This is a genomic window from Burkholderia pyrrocinia (assembly GCF_018417535.1).
Lineage (GTDB): Bacteria > Pseudomonadota > Gammaproteobacteria > Burkholderiales > Burkholderiaceae > Burkholderia > Burkholderia pyrrocinia_E.
In genome coordinates, this window is sequence record NZ_CP070978.1 from 76,103 (window position 1) to 91,919 (window position 15,817).

Annotated in this window: 13 protein-coding genes and 1 pseudogene; 8 read left to right on the forward strand and 6 right to left on the reverse strand. The window is 65.2% G+C overall.

The features are described 5' to 3' along the window. Nucleotides 1-67 precede the first annotated feature (67 nt). From JYG32_RS18495 to JYG32_RS18510, 4 genes are read left to right on the forward strand one after another with little or no spacing between them, the layout of a single operon-like run. On the forward strand, nucleotides 68-1,558 hold the full coding sequence (locus JYG32_RS18495; RefSeq protein ID WP_213266468.1) for an aldehyde dehydrogenase: 1,491 nt from the start codon (nucleotides 68-70) through the stop codon (nucleotides 1,556-1,558). Between the two features lie 18 nt (nucleotides 1,559-1,576). Next, nucleotides 1,577-2,539 carry a VOC family protein gene (locus JYG32_RS18500; protein ID WP_213266469.1) on the forward strand — a complete coding sequence of 321 codons (963 nt, stop codon included), beginning with the start codon at nucleotides 1,577-1,579 and terminating at the stop codon, nucleotides 2,537-2,539. Nucleotides 2,540-2,550: 11 nt separating this feature from the next. After that, nucleotides 2,551-3,780 carry an NAD(P)/FAD-dependent oxidoreductase gene (locus JYG32_RS18505; RefSeq protein WP_213267415.1) on the forward strand — a complete coding sequence of 410 codons (1,230 nt, stop codon included), beginning with the start codon at nucleotides 2,551-2,553 and terminating at the stop codon, nucleotides 3,778-3,780. Between the two features lie 27 nt (nucleotides 3,781-3,807). Continuing rightward, nucleotides 3,808-5,208, forward strand: a complete 1,401-nt coding sequence (locus JYG32_RS18510; protein WP_174382127.1) for an MFS transporter — start codon at nucleotides 3,808-3,810, stop codon at nucleotides 5,206-5,208. Between the two features lie 359 nt (nucleotides 5,209-5,567). On the opposite strand, the gene JYG32_RS18515 is transcribed toward JYG32_RS18510, so the two are convergent. Next, nucleotides 5,568-6,371 (reverse strand): DUF3472 domain-containing protein, encoded by an 804-nt coding sequence (locus JYG32_RS18515; RefSeq protein WP_249744814.1) that lies wholly within the window; start codon nucleotides 6,369-6,371, stop codon nucleotides 5,568-5,570. A 561-nt stretch (nucleotides 6,372-6,932) separates the two neighbouring features. Further along, a pseudogene (locus JYG32_RS39710) lies at nucleotides 6,933-7,275 on the reverse strand (DDE-type integrase/transposase/recombinase); the annotation flags it as partial. A 27-nt stretch (nucleotides 7,276-7,302) separates the two neighbouring features. On the opposite strand from JYG32_RS39710, the gene JYG32_RS18520 reads away from it, so the two are divergent. Then, entirely contained in the window at nucleotides 7,303-7,599 is a 297-nt protein-coding gene (locus tag JYG32_RS18520) for a hypothetical protein (RefSeq protein WP_283842755.1), read from the forward strand. A 117-nt stretch (nucleotides 7,600-7,716) separates the two neighbouring features. Continuing rightward, on the forward strand, nucleotides 7,717-8,130 hold the full coding sequence (locus tag JYG32_RS18525) for a PPC domain-containing DNA-binding protein (RefSeq protein WP_213266471.1): 414 nt from the start codon (nucleotides 7,717-7,719) through the stop codon (nucleotides 8,128-8,130). 104 nt (nucleotides 8,131-8,234) lie between these two features. On the opposite strand, the gene acnB is transcribed toward JYG32_RS18525, so the two are convergent. Further along, nucleotides 8,235-10,820 (reverse strand): bifunctional aconitate hydratase 2/2-methylisocitrate dehydratase, encoded by a 2,586-nt coding sequence (acnB, locus tag JYG32_RS18530; RefSeq protein ID WP_213266472.1) that lies wholly within the window; start codon nucleotides 10,818-10,820, stop codon nucleotides 8,235-8,237. Between the two features lie 993 nt (nucleotides 10,821-11,813). Here acnB and JYG32_RS38950 point away from each other — a divergent pair. Beyond that, on the forward strand, nucleotides 11,814-12,095 hold the full coding sequence (locus JYG32_RS38950; protein ID WP_249744815.1) for a hypothetical protein: 282 nt from the start codon (nucleotides 11,814-11,816) through the stop codon (nucleotides 12,093-12,095). Nucleotides 12,096-12,106: 11 nt separating this feature from the next. Here the strand turns inward: JYG32_RS38950 and JYG32_RS18540 are convergent, their stop codons facing one another. Beyond that, the gene (locus tag JYG32_RS18540) at nucleotides 12,107-12,580 is read right to left on the reverse strand and encodes a nuclear transport factor 2 family protein (protein ID WP_174382144.1); all 474 of its coding nucleotides are present in this window, start codon (nucleotides 12,578-12,580) and stop codon (nucleotides 12,107-12,109) included. A gap of 223 nt (nucleotides 12,581-12,803) precedes the next feature. Between JYG32_RS18540 and JYG32_RS18545 the strand changes: the two genes are divergently transcribed. Continuing rightward, nucleotides 12,804-14,186: a lysozyme inhibitor LprI family protein gene (locus JYG32_RS18545; RefSeq protein ID WP_213266473.1), complete on the forward strand. Its 1,383-nt coding sequence runs from the start codon at nucleotides 12,804-12,806 to the stop codon at nucleotides 14,184-14,186. 54 nt (nucleotides 14,187-14,240) lie between these two features. Here the strand turns inward: JYG32_RS18545 and JYG32_RS18550 are convergent, their stop codons facing one another. Beyond that, complete coding sequence (locus tag JYG32_RS18550; protein ID WP_213266474.1) at nucleotides 14,241-14,489, reverse strand: adhesin; 249 nt, start codon at nucleotides 14,487-14,489, stop codon at nucleotides 14,241-14,243. A 643-nt stretch (nucleotides 14,490-15,132) separates the two neighbouring features. Further along, complete coding sequence (locus tag JYG32_RS18555; RefSeq protein WP_213266475.1) at nucleotides 15,133-15,567, reverse strand: universal stress protein; 435 nt, start codon at nucleotides 15,565-15,567, stop codon at nucleotides 15,133-15,135. Nucleotides 15,568-15,817 lie beyond the last annotated feature (250 nt).

A 15,817-nucleotide genomic window follows, 5' to 3' on the forward strand; every position in this document is an offset into this window, starting at 1 on the left:
GAATGGAACGTCCGCCCGCGCCACGGCGAGGGCGGGTGCGCAGAGACAGATTTGTGGGACTTGTGAAATGACTCCTTTCGATACGAGCCTGGTACCCGACGGCAACATCCTGATCGGCGGCGAGTGGCGGCGCGGCCGTGGCGCGCCTTACGCGAGCATCTATCCGGCCGACCAGTCGCTGAACCTGGAAGTGTCGACGGCGAACGCCGAAGACGCGGCCGAAGCCGTCGAAGCCGCCGATGCGGCATGGCGCCGTGCGGACTGGGCCGGGCTTAAGCCGCACCAGCGCGCGCAGGTGCTGTACCGCATCGCGGATCTGATCATGCAGCGCCACGAAGCGCTCGCGAACCTGCAGCGTCGCGACAACGGCAAGCCGATCGGCGAGACCCGCGTGCTGGTGGCGAGCGCTGCGAACACGTTCCGCTATTTCGCGGCCTGCCTCGAAACGCTCGACGAAGAACTGACGCCGTCGCGCGGCGACTACCTGACGATGAGCGTGTACGAGCCGATCGGCGTGATCGCGGCGATCACGCCGTGGAACTCGCCGATCGCGTCCGATGCGCAGAAGCTCGCGCCGGCACTCGCCGGCGGCAACGCGGTGGTGCTGAAGCCGGCCGAAGTCACGCCGCTCGTGTCGCTTGCGCTCGCACGCATCTGCGAGGAAGCCGGCGTGCCGAAGGGCGTGCTGAGCGTGCTGCCGGGCAAGGGCTCGGTGATCGGCGACGTGCTCGTGCGCCATCCGCTGGTGAAGAAGGTGTCGTTCACGGGCGGCACCGAAGTGGGCCGCGGCATCGCGCGCATCGCGGCCGAGAAGCTGATGCCCGTGTCGCTCGAACTCGGCGGCAAGTCGCCGACGATCGTGTGCGACGACGCCGATCTCGATCACGCGGTCAACGGCGTGCTGTACGGCATTTTCAGCTCGTCGGGCGAAGCGTGCATCGCGGGTTCGCGGCTGTTCGTGCAGCGCGCGGTGTACGACGAATTCATGAAGCGCCTGGTCGCGGGCGCACGCAAGCTGCGCGTGGGCGACCCGACGCGGCCCGACACGCAGATGGGGCCGCTGATCACGGCGAAGCACCGCGAATCGGTGGAGCGCTACGTCGCGCTCGGCCTGGAAGAAGGCGGCCGGCTGCTGTGCGGCGGCGAGCGGCCGTCGGGCGACGGGCGCGAGAACGGCTTCTTCTATCAGCCGACGATACTCGAAGGCTTGCCGAACAGCGCGCGCATCTGCCAGGAAGAAATCTTCGGGCCCGTGCTCGTCGCGATGCCGTTCGACGACGAGGCGTCGCTGATCGCGCAGGCGAACGACAGCGTGTTCGGTCTTGCCGCCGGCATCTGGACGCGCGACTACAAGCGTGCATGGCGCATCGCGCGCGCGCTCGAGACGGGCACCGTATGGATCAACACGTACAAGCTGTTCTCGATCTCCACGCCGTTCTCCGGCTGGAAGGAGAGCGGGATGGGCCGCGAGAAGGGGCGTCTCGGCATCCGCGAGTACATGCAGCAGAAGAGCCTCTACTGGGGTTTGAACGACGCGCCGCTGCCGTGGGCGAACTGAGCGAAGGGGAATGACGCAATGAGCATCTTGGGAATCGAGCAGATCACGTACGGCGTCGACGACCTCGCGACCTGCCGGCGCTTTTTCGCCGACTGGGGGCTGAAGGAAGTCGCGCACGACGACACGCGCGCGCGCTTCGAGACGATGAACGGCTGCACCGTGCTGGCGGTCAGGGCCGACGATCCGTCGCTGCCGCCGGCGTTCGAGGCCGGCCCGACGCTGCGTGAGGTCACGTGGGGCGTCGCGACGCAGGGCGAACTCGACGCGCTGCGCACGAAGCTTGCCGGCCAGCCGGGCTACTACGCGCAAGACGATGCGGTCGGCTGTATCGACCCGAACGGGATGGCGATCCGTGTCGAAATCACGCGCAAGCGCGAACTCGACATCACGGGCTCGCCGTCGAACGTGTGGGGCCAGACGCTGCGCGTCGACCAGCCGAGCCCGATCTATGCACGCGCGGAGCCGGTCGAGGTCGGGCATGTCGTGTTCTTCACGAACTGCCTCGACGCACAGGAAAAGTTCTATCACGAGCTGCTCGGCTTCGAGACGTCCGATCGCTACCCGGGCCGCGGCGCGTTCATGCGTTGCGCGCCGCACGGCGGCCATCACGACCTGTTCCTGCTCGCGCTGCCGAATGGCAAGCGCGGCCTGAACCACGTCGCGTTCACCGTGCGCGACATCCATGAAGTGTTCGGCGGCGGCATGCACATCGACCGCTGCGGCTGGGAAACGCAACTCGGCCCGGGCCGCCATCCCGTATCGTCCGCGTACTTCTGGTACTTCCAGAATCCGGCCGGCGCGCTGATCGAGTACTACGCGGACGAGGACGTCCTGACGCCCGACTGGCAGCCGCGCGAATTCGAGCCGGGCCCGACCGTGTTCGCCGAGTGGGCCGTCGACGGCGGCCTCGACGGCAACACGCGCCGGCAGAAGAACGCGAAGGCGCCGGAAGGCAAGTTCATGACGGAGCGCAAATCTTGACCGAAGCGAACATGCCCGCGCAGCCCGCGCCCGGCACGGTCGTCGTGATCGGCGGCGGCCAGGCCGCCGGCTGGGTGCTGAAGACGCTGCGCGCGGAAGGCTACGCGGGCCGCCTCGTGATGATCGCCGACGAGGCGCATTTGCCGTACGAACGGCCGCCGCTGTCGAAGGCCGTGCTGGCCGGCGACGCCGATATCGAATCCGTACGCGTCGTGCGTCCCGACGAATTCGACGCGCTGAACATCGAGGCGTGGCAGCCGGAACGCGCGGCATCGATCGACCGTGCGCGTCGCGTGGTGCGTACCGAAAGCGGCCGCGAGATCGAATACGACCGGCTCGTGATCGCGACCGGCGGCACGTCGCGCCGCCTGCCCGACGCGATCGTGAAGACGCCGAACCTGCATTACCTGCGCACGCTCGACGAAGCGGCCGCGCTCGGCGAGAAGCTGCGCGCCAGCCGGCGCGTGCTCGTGATCGGCGGCGGCTGGATCGGCCTCGAAGTCGCGGCCACCGCGCGCAAGCTCGGCGTCGAGGCGGTCGTGGTCGAAGGCGCGCCGCGGCTGTGCGGGCGCTCGGTGCCGCAGATCGTGTCGGATTTCCTGCTCGACCTGCATCGCGCGAACGGCGTCGACGTGCGTCTCGGCGCGGCGCTCGCGTCGCTCGATGCGCAGCCGGACGACGCATCGAAGGTGCGCGCGACGCTCGCCGACGGCACGACGATCGACGCCGATTTCGCGGTGGCCGGCATTGGCCTCGCGCTGAACGCGTCGCTCGCGAGCGATGCGGGGCTGGCCGTCGACGACGGCATCGTCGTCGACGAATTCGGCGCGACGAGCGACCCGGCGATCTTCGCGTGCGGCGACGTCGCGAACCATCACAACGGCTGGCTGAAGCGGCGCGTGCGGCTCGAATCGTGGGCCAACGCGCAGAACCAGGCGATCGCGGCCGCGAAAGCCGTGCTCGGCGTGCGCGCGCCGTACGCGGAGATTCCGTGGTTCTGGTCCGATCAGTATGACGTGAACCTGCAGATCCTCGGCGATCTGCCGGCCGATGCGCAGCTCGTCGTGCGCGGCGATCTCGCCGCGCGCCGCGCGACGCTGTTTTTCCTTGGCGGAGGGCATGTGAGAGGTGTCATCGCCGTGAACAACGCACGTGAGCTGAAGCTCGCGCGCAAGTGGATGAACCAGGGCCGGGCAGTGGATACGGAAGCCCTGGCAGACACGACCAAAGCGCTTGCCTGACCGGGCAAAGACCAGGAGACACCCCACATGAGCACTTTCGACAACGTCGTGGCCGGTCGCGCCACGATGGAAGCTGCCGCCTCCACGCCCGGCGCGATCATCGCGCGGCTCGAGCGGCTTCCCGGCAACGCGATGCAGATCCGCGCGCGTGTGCTGATCGGCGCCGCGACGTTCTTCGACGGCTTCGACGTGATCACGATCGCGGCGACGCTGCCGCTGCTGATTCACAAATGGGGGCTGTCGCCGACGCAGATCGGCATGCTGATCGCGTCCGGCGCGATCGGCCAGTTGATCGGCGCATTCCTGTTTCCCGCGCTGGCCGAGAAGCACGGCCGCGTGAAGGCGATCGCGTGGAGTTCGGCCGTGATCGGCATCACGAGCATCGCGTGCGGCTTCGCGCCGACCTTCGAAGTGTTCGTGCTGCTGCGGATCCTGCAGGGGCTCGGGCTGGGCGGCGAGTTGCCGGTTGCCGCGACGTACATCAACGAGATCACGCGCGCGCATGGCCGCGGCCGTTTCGTGCTGCTGTACGAGATCGTGTTCCCGATCGGCCTGCTGGTGTCGATGGCGCTCGGCGCGTGGCTCGTGCCGCGCTTCGGCTGGGAGATCATGTACTTCGTCGGCGGGCTGCCGCTGATCCTGTCGTTCGTGCTCACCCGTCTCGTGCCGGAATCGCCGCGCTGGCTCGCGTCGCGCGGGCGGCTCGCGGAAGCCGGGCGCGCGGTGGGCGTGTTCGAAGCGTCGGTGCGCGGCGAGCTGCCGCCGGTCACGCAGGCGGCCGCGTTCGACGAGATGGTGCGCCAGCATCCGAAGCGCAAGATGAGCGACCTGTTCAGCGCCGCGTATCGCAAGCGCACGCTCGCGGTGGCGACGCTGTGGGCGACCTGCGGGTTCATCCAGTACGGGCTGTCGACGTGGCTGCCGACGATCTACAAGAACTTCTATCACGCGCCGCTGCAGCTCGCGCTGAATCTCGCGGTGATCGGTTCGGTGATGGGCGTGCTCGGGTCGCTGGCGTCGGCGCTGCTCGTCGACAAGCTCGGCCGCAAGCCGGTGATCGTGTGGTCGTTCGTGCTGTGCGCGCTGTCGCTGGCGCTCGCGGGCATCTATCACGCGTCGTCGGTGTATGTCGTCGCGGTCTTCTGCTCGCTGTCGCTCGGGTTGATGGCGTCGGGGTTCATTACCGCGTACGTCTACACGCCGGAACAGTATCCGACGAGCATCCGCGCGTCGGGCTGCGGGCTCGGCAGCGCATGGCTGAAGATCGCGTCGTTCGTCGCGCCGATGGTCGTGCCGCACGCGATCATCGGCGGGAACCTCGCGCCGGCGTTCTACCTGATCGGCATCGTGCCGCTGATCGCGGCGGTGACCGTGCATTTCGTCGGGATCGAGACGAAGGGGAAGGTGCTCGAGGCGCTTGAAGCGTAAGCGCGGCCGGCGGTAACGGACGATGTGCACAGGCCCGGGCGATGTCCGGGCTTTTTTGTTCGGGGCGATCCGGTTGCGTCGCGGGGCAGCGCGAACGCATGCAATTGTCGACGCATGCCTGGCTGATCTGCTTCAGGAAATCCGGACCGAAATTGATGTTGGTGTTTCGACGCGAGACTCCTCGGAAGGAGGTTGGCGATGAAACGCAAACGGTTTTCGGTGGAGCAGATCGTGGCGGTGCTCAAGCCGGCGGGGCGGAGGATGCCGGTGGCCGATGATTGCGAGCCGCTACAACCACGCTTTGCTGATCTCGCTTGACGCCCGCCATTCCGGTGGCGGGCGCTGCGCGATAGCACCGCTTACTTCGGCGCACCGCTGCTGCCAGGCAGGAAACCATTCTCGAGGCGGTAGGTCGCCGTGTTGACAAGCGTTGCGCGCGCATTCGGTGTACCGGCGGCAACCGCGCACTTATCCTGCCCTGTGTTCAAACGAATCGACTGTTCGGTCGTCGGATACTCCACTCCCTTCAGGTAGAAGCTCGGAAGGACAGTCGTGTATCGCACGTATGGAACACAGACTCGCTGCGCGGGATCCTTCGGGCCGGCGTTGAATGGAAAGTACTCGTCGAACAAATAGGCCGATCGCGACAGGCCGCCCCATGATGCAGGAATCGCAATCTTGCCCGTCGACGTCTTGACACCGGTACCCTTATCCGTGATCGAACCTTCGAGGGTTGCATCGCCGCCATCGGAATCCGGCGCACTGTACGCGATCTCCAGCTGATAGGTATGTCCCGTTTGCCAAGCGAGGGCGAGGGAGCAGGAAGTTCCTGAGCCGCCGTCGGCGCCACTCGAACAGTTCGTCGCGAGCGGCGTTGTGCCGTTGTCAAACGCACTGAAGATAACGAGATTCGATCCCTGGGTGCGGGGCTGGATGCCGGTGTAGATGGCATGGCCACCGTGCTCCGACGTTAACAGGTTCGCCCAGTAGAAGCTTCGGTTAACCGTAGTCGGAACCACTTCGGGCGTGATATCCCACGACATGCGGTCGTAACCACCCGTCGGTGGTTGCGGCGCCGACGCGGAAATGTTCGGATCGGCCTGCACGGCGAGAGAAACGAATGCGGCCAAAAAAGCTGGTATGAGTCGGATCGTAGTCTTCATGGGTTCTCTCAATTAATGTCCGGGTGGATGAAAAGAGCAGAGACACATCATAGGTCGAGCGAAGAAGATCATGTATTGATATCCATCATCAATATATGATCAACGTCATCGTGTGCATCGATGACTTGACCGGATATCGGTCAATATTTTTTCATGATTAAAGATGCATTAATTTTATTGAAACATGCAGGCTGTACCAATAATTTTCGTGAAGTTGTGTCCAGCAGGTTATCGTAAAAATAGGCGGGATTCCACGTGCTGTACTTATGGTGAGGCCGGTATTTGATGAAAATGTGTATTTCCGAAAATAAGATAATTAATTGGCCCTGAGCAATCCGCGGCCGCTTATGCAGCAAGACTATGACACCGGGATGGCATTGCAGGATTTTTCAGGGGAAGCGAATGGAATGGGACGCGAAAAATGAATCCGCCTCCGTCTCGTAATCGGTCGAGGCGTCGGTTTCGTTCAAGAGATCCCGGTTCCCCGCCCGACATTATCCGTTACGGCTTTGTCGATTTGACCGATGGAAGTGGGCAATGTCGAAACCTATATGGGCATCCTTATCGGATGTCTGGTCCGGTCGCTTCGGCGGCAGCCCAGTCGTACCATATGGCGATGCGCTCCTTGAGCATCGCCCGATGATAGGCCGCTTTCGTTTGATGTCTGGGCAACGCGAAATGCTGCTGGATCGGGCCGAAGCATGAAAGAAACGCCTGAGTGCGACGCGCATTCCGGAACCCGCCCATCTTGCGTTCGCGCCTACGGGTCGGCTGATGGCTGTTTTCGGCACGGTTGTTCGCGCGGGCGCCGCTTTCACGAACACGTGCTTCACGCCGGTCCGGTCTGCACCGGTATCTCTGCCTTCGCTGCCGCATGGCTGCGCAGCTGGTCGGTGACGATCCTGTCGATGGCGTGGCCGAGTATCGGGAGATGGCCGACGCGCGGCCGTTCTTCGGCGTCAAGCAGGAAAACGAACCGATCATGCTCGACGAGCTCATGCGATTGCAGGCTGACCTGCCGCGGTTGCGGGTCGATCTCTGCGTTTGGCGGCCGGACGGGGAGTGGGCAAGGTATCGCGGCACGCCGGTCGATGCGTTGCGTGCGGCGCTTGCGCGGGCTGGTGCGCTACCGGCCTACGTGTGCAGGCCGCCGCCGCTCGTGCAGGAAGTCGCGGGTGCGGCAGGCGTACCGGATGCGCAGATTGCGGGCGAGCGTTTTGCCGGGTGATGCCAGCGCACCGCGGGGAGGCGGGCGCGCAGTTTTCCCGAGGGTGGGTGACTTGCCGGATTCACGGGTCGAACGTACTCTTTGTCGACACCACGATCCACCAGCGGGTTCCTGACCATGCAAGCCCATCCTCTGCGTCTATCCCCTGGCGACGATCTGCGCGGATCCATCGAGAGAGCGTTACGTCCGCACGGCGCGCACGCGGCATTCGTGATCCAGGGCATCGGCAGCCTGAGCGTCGCGCAGTTGCGCTTTGCCGGCGCCGACCTGCCGACCGAACTGCGCGGCGACCTCGAAATCCTGACGCTGGCCGGCTCGGTCTCGCCGGATGGTGCGCACCTGCACATGTCCGTGTCCGATGCAGGCGGCCGCGTGACGGGCGGCCATGTGGCGAGCGGCTGCGTGGTGCGCACGACTGCCGAGATCCTGCTCGTGCTGCTTCCCGCGCATCGTTTCTCCCGCGAACTCGACGCGGGCACCGGCTTCAACGAGTTGGTGATCCGTCGCGAGCCGGGCGGCGATGCCGGGTGAGCGTCGCCGGAGCCGCATAAAAAAATGGCGCCGCGGGCATTCAGCCTGCGGCGCCATTGCGTGGCGCTGCGACGGGAACGGCCCGCCGCAGTCCGGCAGCGTGCTTACATCTGCACGGTGTCGGCCACTTCCTTGAAGTCTTCGATCTGGTCGAAGTTCATGTACTTGTAGATCTTGTCGCCGTCGGCGTTGAGCACACCCATGTCGGCCATGTACTCATCCTTGGTCGGAATCTTGCCCAGACGCGAGCAGATCGCCGCCAGTTCCGCCGAGCCGAGGTACACGTTCGTGTTCTTGCCCAGGCGGTTCGGGAAGTTGCGGGTCGACGTCGACATGACCGTCGCGCCTTCGCGCACCTGTGCCTGGTTGCCCATGCACAGCGAGCAGCCCGGCATTTCGGTACGCGCACCGGCCGTGCCGAACACGCCGTAGTGACCTTCTTCGGTCAGTTGCTTCTGGTCCATCTTGGTCGGCGGCGCGACCCACAGCTTGACCGGGATGTCGCGCTTGCCTTCCAGCAGCTTCGACGCCGCACGGAAGTGACCGATGTTGGTCATGCACGAGCCGATGAACACTTCGTCGATCGTAGCTCCAGCCACGTCGGACAGCGTCTTCACGTCGTCCGGGTCGTTCGGGCACGCGACGATCGGTTCGTGGATGTCGGCGAGATCGATCTCGATGACGGCCGCGTAGTCGGCGTTGGCATCCGGCGACAGCAGTTGCGGGTCGGCCAGCCACTGCTCCATCGCCGCGATACGGCGCTGCAGGCTGCGCGGATCCTGGTAGCCCTGCGCGATCATCCACTTCAGCAGCGTGACGTTGCTGTTCAGGTACTCGATGATCGGTTCCTTGTTCAGGTGGACCGTGCAACCGGCGGCCGAACGCTCGGCGGACGCATCCGACAGCTCGAACGCTTGCTCGACCTTCAGGTCGGGCAGGCCTTCGATTTCGAGAATGCGGCCCGAGAAGATGTTCTTCTTGCCTTGCTTGGCGACCGTCAGCATGCCCTGCTTGATCGCGTACAGCGGAATCGCGTTGACGAGGTCGCGCAGCGTGACGCCCGGCTGCATCTTGCCCTTGAAGCGGACCAGCACCGATTCCGGCATGTCCAGCGGCATCGTGCCGGTGGCGGCCGCGAAGGCGACCAGGCCCGAGCCTGCCGGGAAGCTGATGCCGATCGGGAAGCGCGTGTGCGAATCGCCGCCGGTGCCGACGGTGTCGGGCAGCAGCATGCGGTTCAGCCACGAGTGGATCACGCCGTCGCCCGGGCGCAGCGCGATGCCGCCGCGCGTGCTGATGAAGTTCGGCAGCGTCTGGTGCGTCTTCACGTCGACCGGCTTCGGATAAGCGGCGGTGTGGCAGAACGACTGCATCACGAGATCGGCCGAGAAGCCGAGGCACGCGAGATCCTTCAGTTCGTCGCGGGTCATCGGGCCCGTGGTGTCCTGCGAGCCGACCGAGGTCATCTTCGGTTCGCAGTACGTGCCCGGACGCACGCCCTGGCCTTCCGGCAGACCGCATGCGCGGCCGACCATCTTCTGCGCGAGCGAGAAGCCCTTGCCGCTGTCGGCCGGCTGGTGCGGCAGGCGGAACAGCGTCGACGGCGCGAGGCCCAGTGCTTCGCGTGCCTTCGCGGTCAGCCCGCGGCCGATGATCAGCGGAATGCGGCCGCCGGCGCGCACTTCGTCGAACAGCACGTCGGACTTGACCTGGAATTCGGCGATCACTGCACCGTTCTTCAGCGCCTTGCCGTCATACGGGCGCAGTTCGACCACGTCGCCCATTTCCATCTGCGACACGTCGAGCTCGATCGGCAGTGCGCCGGCGTCTTCCATCGTGTTGTAGAAGATCGGGGCGATCTTGCCGCCGAGGCACACGCCGCCGAAGCGCTTGTTCGGCACGAACGGGATGTCTTCGCCGGTGAACCACAGCACCGAGTTGGTGGCCGACTTGCGCGAGGAGCCGGTGCCGACCACGTCGCCCACGTACGCGACCAGGTGACCCTTTTCCTTCAGCGACTCGATGAACTTGACCGGGCCGCGCTTGCCGTCTTCTTCCGGCGTGATGCCCGGGCGGGCGTTCTTCAGCATCGCCAGCGCGTGCATCGGGATGTCCGGGCGGGTGGTGGCGTCCGGCGCCGGCGACAGGTCGTCGGTGTTGGTTTCGCCCGTCACCTTGAAGACGGTGATGGTCAGGCTTTGCGGCACTTCCGGACGGCTCGTGAACCATTCGGCGTCGGCCCAGCTTTGCAGCACGGCCTTCGCGTGCGCGTTGCCCTTGTCGGCGAGTTCCTTCACGTCATGGAACTGGTCGAACATCAGCAGGGTTTTCTTCAGCGCGTCGGCGGCCACGGCCGCGACTGCGTCGTCGGACAGCAGTTCGATCAGCGGCTGGATGTTGTAGCCGCCCAGCATCGTGCCGAGCAGTTCGGTGGCGCGCTCGCGCGAGATCAGCGGGCAGGCGGTCTCGCCCTTGGCCACGGCGGCCAGGAAGCCGGCCTTCACGCGGGCGGCTTCGTCGACGCCTGCGGGCACGCGATAGGTGATCAGTTCGAGCAGCGTCTGCTCTTCGCCGGCGGGCGGGTTCGTCAGCAGTTCCACCAGTTCGGCGGTTTGCTGAGCCGTCAGCGGCAGGGGAGGAATACCGAGCGCGGCGCGGGCGGCCACGTGAGCACGAAAGTTTTCAAGCATGGGGAGACCTGCTGATATGGCGTTTGAGGGGAAGGCCTTTCCGGCACTCCGAGGCTGTTCCAGGCACTGCTTTGAGCGGGATTCTAATCTCAATGCTCTGGAACGTCAAATGTCTTATGTCTTATATAAGAGTTGAGGCGCAAGACGGCGCAAGACGTGACGGAATCGTGGTTGCACGGGGGCGTCGACCTGTTCGGGCGCGGTCCGGAGGTGCCCGCTGACGTCAGGCCGGCCCTGTCGGGCCCGGCTTTCGTCATGTGGAACAGGCGCGGGCCGTTCGAGATCGCGACGGGCGACGGCATGCGTCGGATCACGAAGCCGCCTGGCTCGATTCCGATTGCCGGGGCCGCACATATCTGCACAAGGACGCAAGAAACGGTACACACGCGGCGCTTTCGCGCGCCTACGCTTCGTGTCGCGCGGCCTGCAATCAGGTTTCAAAAAAACGAGGGACGAAAATGGACGCGCGCCGGCCGATTCGTCCTGAACGGTAGCGATGCTTTCCACTCCGTCGATCAAGAACATGCGATCCCGAGATTCGATTGTCCTGATGGCGTCACTCGTTGCGTCGTCGGTCGTTCATGCGGCCGCGCCCGGCGACGAAACGCGTGGCTCCGCCAGCCGTCCCGTCGCGCTGGTCTGTCGCGGGCCCGCGGCGTGCGATGGCTGCCCCGAGGCGATCGCGAAGCGCCTGCGGCAATCGGACTACACGTTCCGGGTGATCTACGTCGGGCCGGCGGAAAAGCGCAAGATCACGCCCGCGGCCCTTGCCGGTGCCGCGGCCCGGCGGCGGGCAGGACATCCCCGCCGCGGCGGCCGGCATCGGAGCAAAATCAATGAAGGCCGTGCGGCAATACGTGTCGAACGGCGGGCGATATCTGGGCATCTGCATGGGCGCATACCTGGCGGGCGACCGGGGTCGGGCTGGTCGCCGGCGAGATCGACGCCGAGGTCGACCGCCCGGGCTCGACGATTCACGGTATCGCGGACACGGTGACGCCAGTCGTATGGCGCGGGGAAAAGCGCTGGATTTACTTCCAGGACGGCGCGACGCTTCCGGCCGCCCCGGCCCGCGCCGGGGGTGTCGTGCTGGCGACCTATCCGAACAACGATATCGCGGCCGCGACCTACCGCTACGGCAAAGGGCGCATCGGGCTCGTCGGCCCGCATCCCGAGGTCGACGAAAGCTGGTATCGCGAATACCGTCTCACGAACCCGGACGGCGTGTTGCCGGACATGGCTTACGACCTGATCGACGCCACGACGAAGCCATAGCGGCGCGTGTCCTATTTCCGCCTGGCTCGATACGCGTCGAGATTCTTCCGCGCCTGCGCACGGATCGCGCGTTGCATGAAAGGCGTCCAGCCGAGCAGGGCTCCCTTCAGCCCAAGCGCCTGACGCGCCCAGCGCCACAGGTCGAAACTGTCGCGATGCTCGACGATGAGCCCATCGCGAAACCGGAACCGGGCGCGGATCCGGTTGACCACCATCCGGCCGGTCGCGGTGAACCTGTAGTGCGCGATCCACTCCGCGTGCCCGGCATGTTCGTCCGCGTCGACCTCGCCGAACGTCAACGAAAATTCCTGCGCACGCGCCACCAGCATGCGCCACATGTCGCGCGCGAGCTCGCCGCGCAGTTCGCCGAATGCGGGATCGCCGAAGACGACGTCGTCGGCATAGCAGGCCAGCATCGCGTCGATGTCGCGCTGCTGGAAGGCCGTGTAAAAGCGCTGGATCAACTCGGAGTTCGGATGGCTCATCTTTTGATTGGCTGTCGTTGTAGATGAAGCGGAGTCTCGACGCGGCGGCCGGATGCCGGGCAAGCCACTGTAGCGGAAATCAAATGCGCTGTCGCAGATGGACGCGGCCGCGCGCGGTGATTTCGCCCGGCTGTTCCGCCGGCCGGTCAATTGATGGACAATCCCGCGCTGGAGGCCGGCCTGGCCTCGACCTGAGCGTGCGTTGACAGTCGAGAACCCATCCATGAAATTCCGTATTGAAGCCCCGTTGCGGCGCACCCTGTTGCTCGTGCTGTTTGCTCAGGCATCCCCATCCTTCGCGGCAGGGCTCGACTGCACGCAGGCGACCAGCCCGACAGAAAAGGCCGTGTGCGCGTCGAACGACCTGCATCTGGACGACGGCAGGCTGTCGGCCTTTTACCGGAAGCTGTCCGATGCGTTGCCGCAAGGTCAGCGCACTGCGTTGCGCACCGCGCAGCTCGGCTGGCTGAAGACCCGCGATCAATGCGGCGCCGATCGCGGCTGCATCGAGCAGCGCTATCTGTCGCGGATCAGTGATCTGCAAGCGCGGCTCGTCACGGTGCTCGCGTATCGCCCCGACGCCGAAGACAAGGCCGCGCTCGACGACTTGCGTACGCTCGTCGATCAGGCGCGCCGAACGGATTCAGGCTCGCCGGTCGAGAAAGCGATCGAGCGGCTGCGGATCAACAACGCTGTCACGCGTTTTTCGAGCGAATCCGGCGGCGAGCAGGGGCCGGTTTTCCCGGCGGTCCGGCCCGACGGCGTGACGGCCGACGAATGGAGCGCATTGAAGGCGTCGCACATCGACACCGACGACACGGCCATGAGCGCGTTCTACACGCTCATCGACCTTGACGGCGACGGGCGGCGCGATCTGGTCATCGAATCGGCGTCGAACGGAACCGGGCTGTGGTCGTCGGTCCACGTCTTGCGCCGCAACGGCGGCAAGTTCGAGGTGCCCGGCGAGTCGAACGAGGCGATCGACCGCAGCCTGTATACGACGAATGGCCGCGGCGCGAATCAGGCAGGCGAATGGATTCGCGTACGCGGGCGCGTCTATGCCCTTTATCGCGACAGTCACTACGGCGTGGACGAGTTTTACCTGCTGCGGCCGTTTACCGTCGTCGACCAGGTGCCGAAACTGACGGTGAACTATCGTTATCGCCTGTCGGTGCCGGTCGAACAGCACGAGGAAGGCAAGCAGGGCACGACGGTGCTCGACGGCACACTGCATGCGGCCCTCGAACAGGCGCTGCACGAGGCGAGCGACAACGTCGCGAGCGATGCCGGCGCGGACAAGCCGCTGTGTCCGATCCCGCCCGACGTGCAGGGCGACGATCGCAGCGAGTATTCGAACTACGGCCCCGGCCATTACACGTACGAGATTGTCGGCGACGTGCCGGTTCATGTCGGCGGCAAGTGCTACATCGGCCGGCTGATCGACTGGTTTGGGCAATACGGAAAGGACGGGCTGGCGGCGCAGTTGTCGATGCGACTTCCCCGCGACGACACGGACCACGAGCGGACGTTCAGCGTGAACGGCGTCCGGGCCGTGACATCCGTCGCGACATCGATCGAGAAAATGACGGTAAACAGCGCGGATTGACGCCCGCGCCTGCGCTCGCGGTTTCGGCGCAGCCGGCTTGTCGCCGGATTCGCGTCAGCGGGCTGCCATCGCGACGTCCTGATTGCTTCGCCCGGTCACCAGGCAGCCCGACATGAACGCCTCGCTCTGGCTGCTGGCGGCCGTCTCGCCGAAGCCGCGGCCGAGCGCGTCGACCCTCACCTGCGCGGCGCCCTGTTCGCACGCCAGCGGGCTGGCGTCGCGGCCCTGCGCATGCAGGATCGCGCGATCCGCAATGAGATAGGCCAGCAGCGCGAAAACAGCGATATGTACGGCTCGTCTCATGGTTCGTCTCCTCGTTGCTCAAGCGTAACGCGGACACGTTCGGCGAAGCACTTGGGGGTTCCCCCGGTAAACGTCTGCTGAATCGGTGGCGGGGCGGCGTGATCCTGTCCCGTTTTTCGTGTTTCGGGTGCAAAAGGGAGGGAGCTTTCAGGCTGGCGGCAGGCAGGCGAGGATTGGCACGCAGCGCGGGAATCGCGCGACGGATTTCAGTGCGACAGGCGCGTGATTCGCGCGCGTTTGACGAATGTCAGGGTACGGGCAGGCGGGGACGGTCGCGCTGCCGTTCAAAGCGATAGCATGAATACATGATTTGACGGAACACGATGCCTGAAGGACGCATCGGATCCGGCAAGCAGGTGCGTGTTGAACATCGCTATCGAAATAGTGAGGAATCCAAATGTTGAACGTCTCTTCCGTCCTGATCAGTCTCGCTCCGATGTGGGCAATTTTGCTAGTGGCGTCTTCGGCGGCCGCCTATTTCGTGTTCTGGCGCAAGGTCATCGAATAAGCGTCGCATGACGGGCGGTACGCGTGCGATGCGCAACGCGCAACACGTACTGCGCCGCTCATTCGTCCGTCGCCGGTGCAAGCCTGCGACCCGTCGCGCGACCGACCGTCGCCGCGCCGCCGCGCATCATCCCGGTCATTGCACGGCCGTCACCGGCACATTCGAAATCCGTACCAGCCGGCCCATCACGCTGCGGCGAAACACCGACATCAGCGCATGGAGCGGATCGTGCCTCGGCGCGACGACGACGATCTCGTCGCATCCGGTCTCGGCCGCCACGGCAGCGATCGTGTCGGCCACTGGGCCGACCTTCATCACGACGCTGTACTTGACGCCGGCTTCCCGCAGAATCCGCTCCGCCACGGCCAGATCGTCGGACGCGAACTTCTCCTCGATCGAGCGCAGCCGCGACAGCGGGTGATAGGCCTCGAGCCGCGTCGCTTCGAGCGGCGCCTGGACATTGATCAGCACGATCTCCGATGCGCACCGCTCGCGATACAGGAATGTCGCGTGGCGAACCGCCTGAAGCGAGCGGGGCGAGTGACCGACCGGAACCAGCAGCTTGAGCATGAGCGATGTCCTGGGAACGAGATGCTTCCAGCGTAGCGCGCGGCCGGAACGAGCAATCTAAAGAGATCGGGCGGCCGCGTAAAAATCTCGTTAACGCGCGCCGTCGCGTGTCGCGCCTATTAGAAATATAAGAAATTTAAGTTTATGCGCATAAACGATTTCATCGACCGGGCCGGCGTGGGCGGCCCGGCGCCTGTCGCCCCGATTTAGTCGGATCCGCAATGAATCGCGACGGAAAATATCGGAGGTC

Excerpts from the sequence above, each read along its gene's own strand:
- JYG32_RS18550 (WP_213266474.1), bottom strand. The coding sequence starts at position 14,489 with ATGAGACGAGCCGTACATATCGCTGTTTTCGCGCTGCTGGCCTATCTC.
- JYG32_RS18505 (WP_213267415.1), top strand. The coding sequence starts at position 2,551 with ATGCCCGCGCAGCCCGCGCCCGGCACGGTCGTCGTGATCGGCGGCGGC.
- JYG32_RS18555 (WP_213266475.1), bottom strand. The coding sequence starts at position 15,567 with ATGCTCAAGCTGCTGGTTCCGGTCGGTCACTCGCCCCGCTCGCTTCAG.
- JYG32_RS18510 (WP_174382127.1), top strand. The coding sequence starts at position 3,808 with ATGAGCACTTTCGACAACGTCGTGGCCGGTCGCGCCACGATGGAAGCT.
- JYG32_RS18520 (WP_283842755.1), top strand. The coding sequence starts at position 7,303 with ATGGCCGACGCGCGGCCGTTCTTCGGCGTCAAGCAGGAAAACGAACCG.
- JYG32_RS18515 (WP_249744814.1), bottom strand. The coding sequence starts at position 6,371 with ATGAAGACTACGATCCGACTCATACCAGCTTTTTTGGCCGCATTCGTT.
- JYG32_RS18495 (WP_213266468.1), top strand. The coding sequence starts at position 68 with ATGACTCCTTTCGATACGAGCCTGGTACCCGACGGCAACATCCTGATC.
- JYG32_RS18545 (WP_213266473.1), top strand. The coding sequence starts at position 12,804 with ATGAAATTCCGTATTGAAGCCCCGTTGCGGCGCACCCTGTTGCTCGTG.
- acnB (WP_213266472.1), bottom strand. The coding sequence starts at position 10,820 with ATGCTTGAAAACTTTCGTGCTCACGTGGCCGCCCGCGCCGCGCTCGGT.
- JYG32_RS18540 (WP_174382144.1), bottom strand. The coding sequence starts at position 12,580 with ATGAGCCATCCGAACTCCGAGTTGATCCAGCGCTTTTACACGGCCTTC.
- JYG32_RS18525 (WP_213266471.1), top strand. The coding sequence starts at position 7,717 with ATGCAAGCCCATCCTCTGCGTCTATCCCCTGGCGACGATCTGCGCGGA.
- JYG32_RS18500 (WP_213266469.1), top strand. The coding sequence starts at position 1,577 with ATGAGCATCTTGGGAATCGAGCAGATCACGTACGGCGTCGACGACCTC.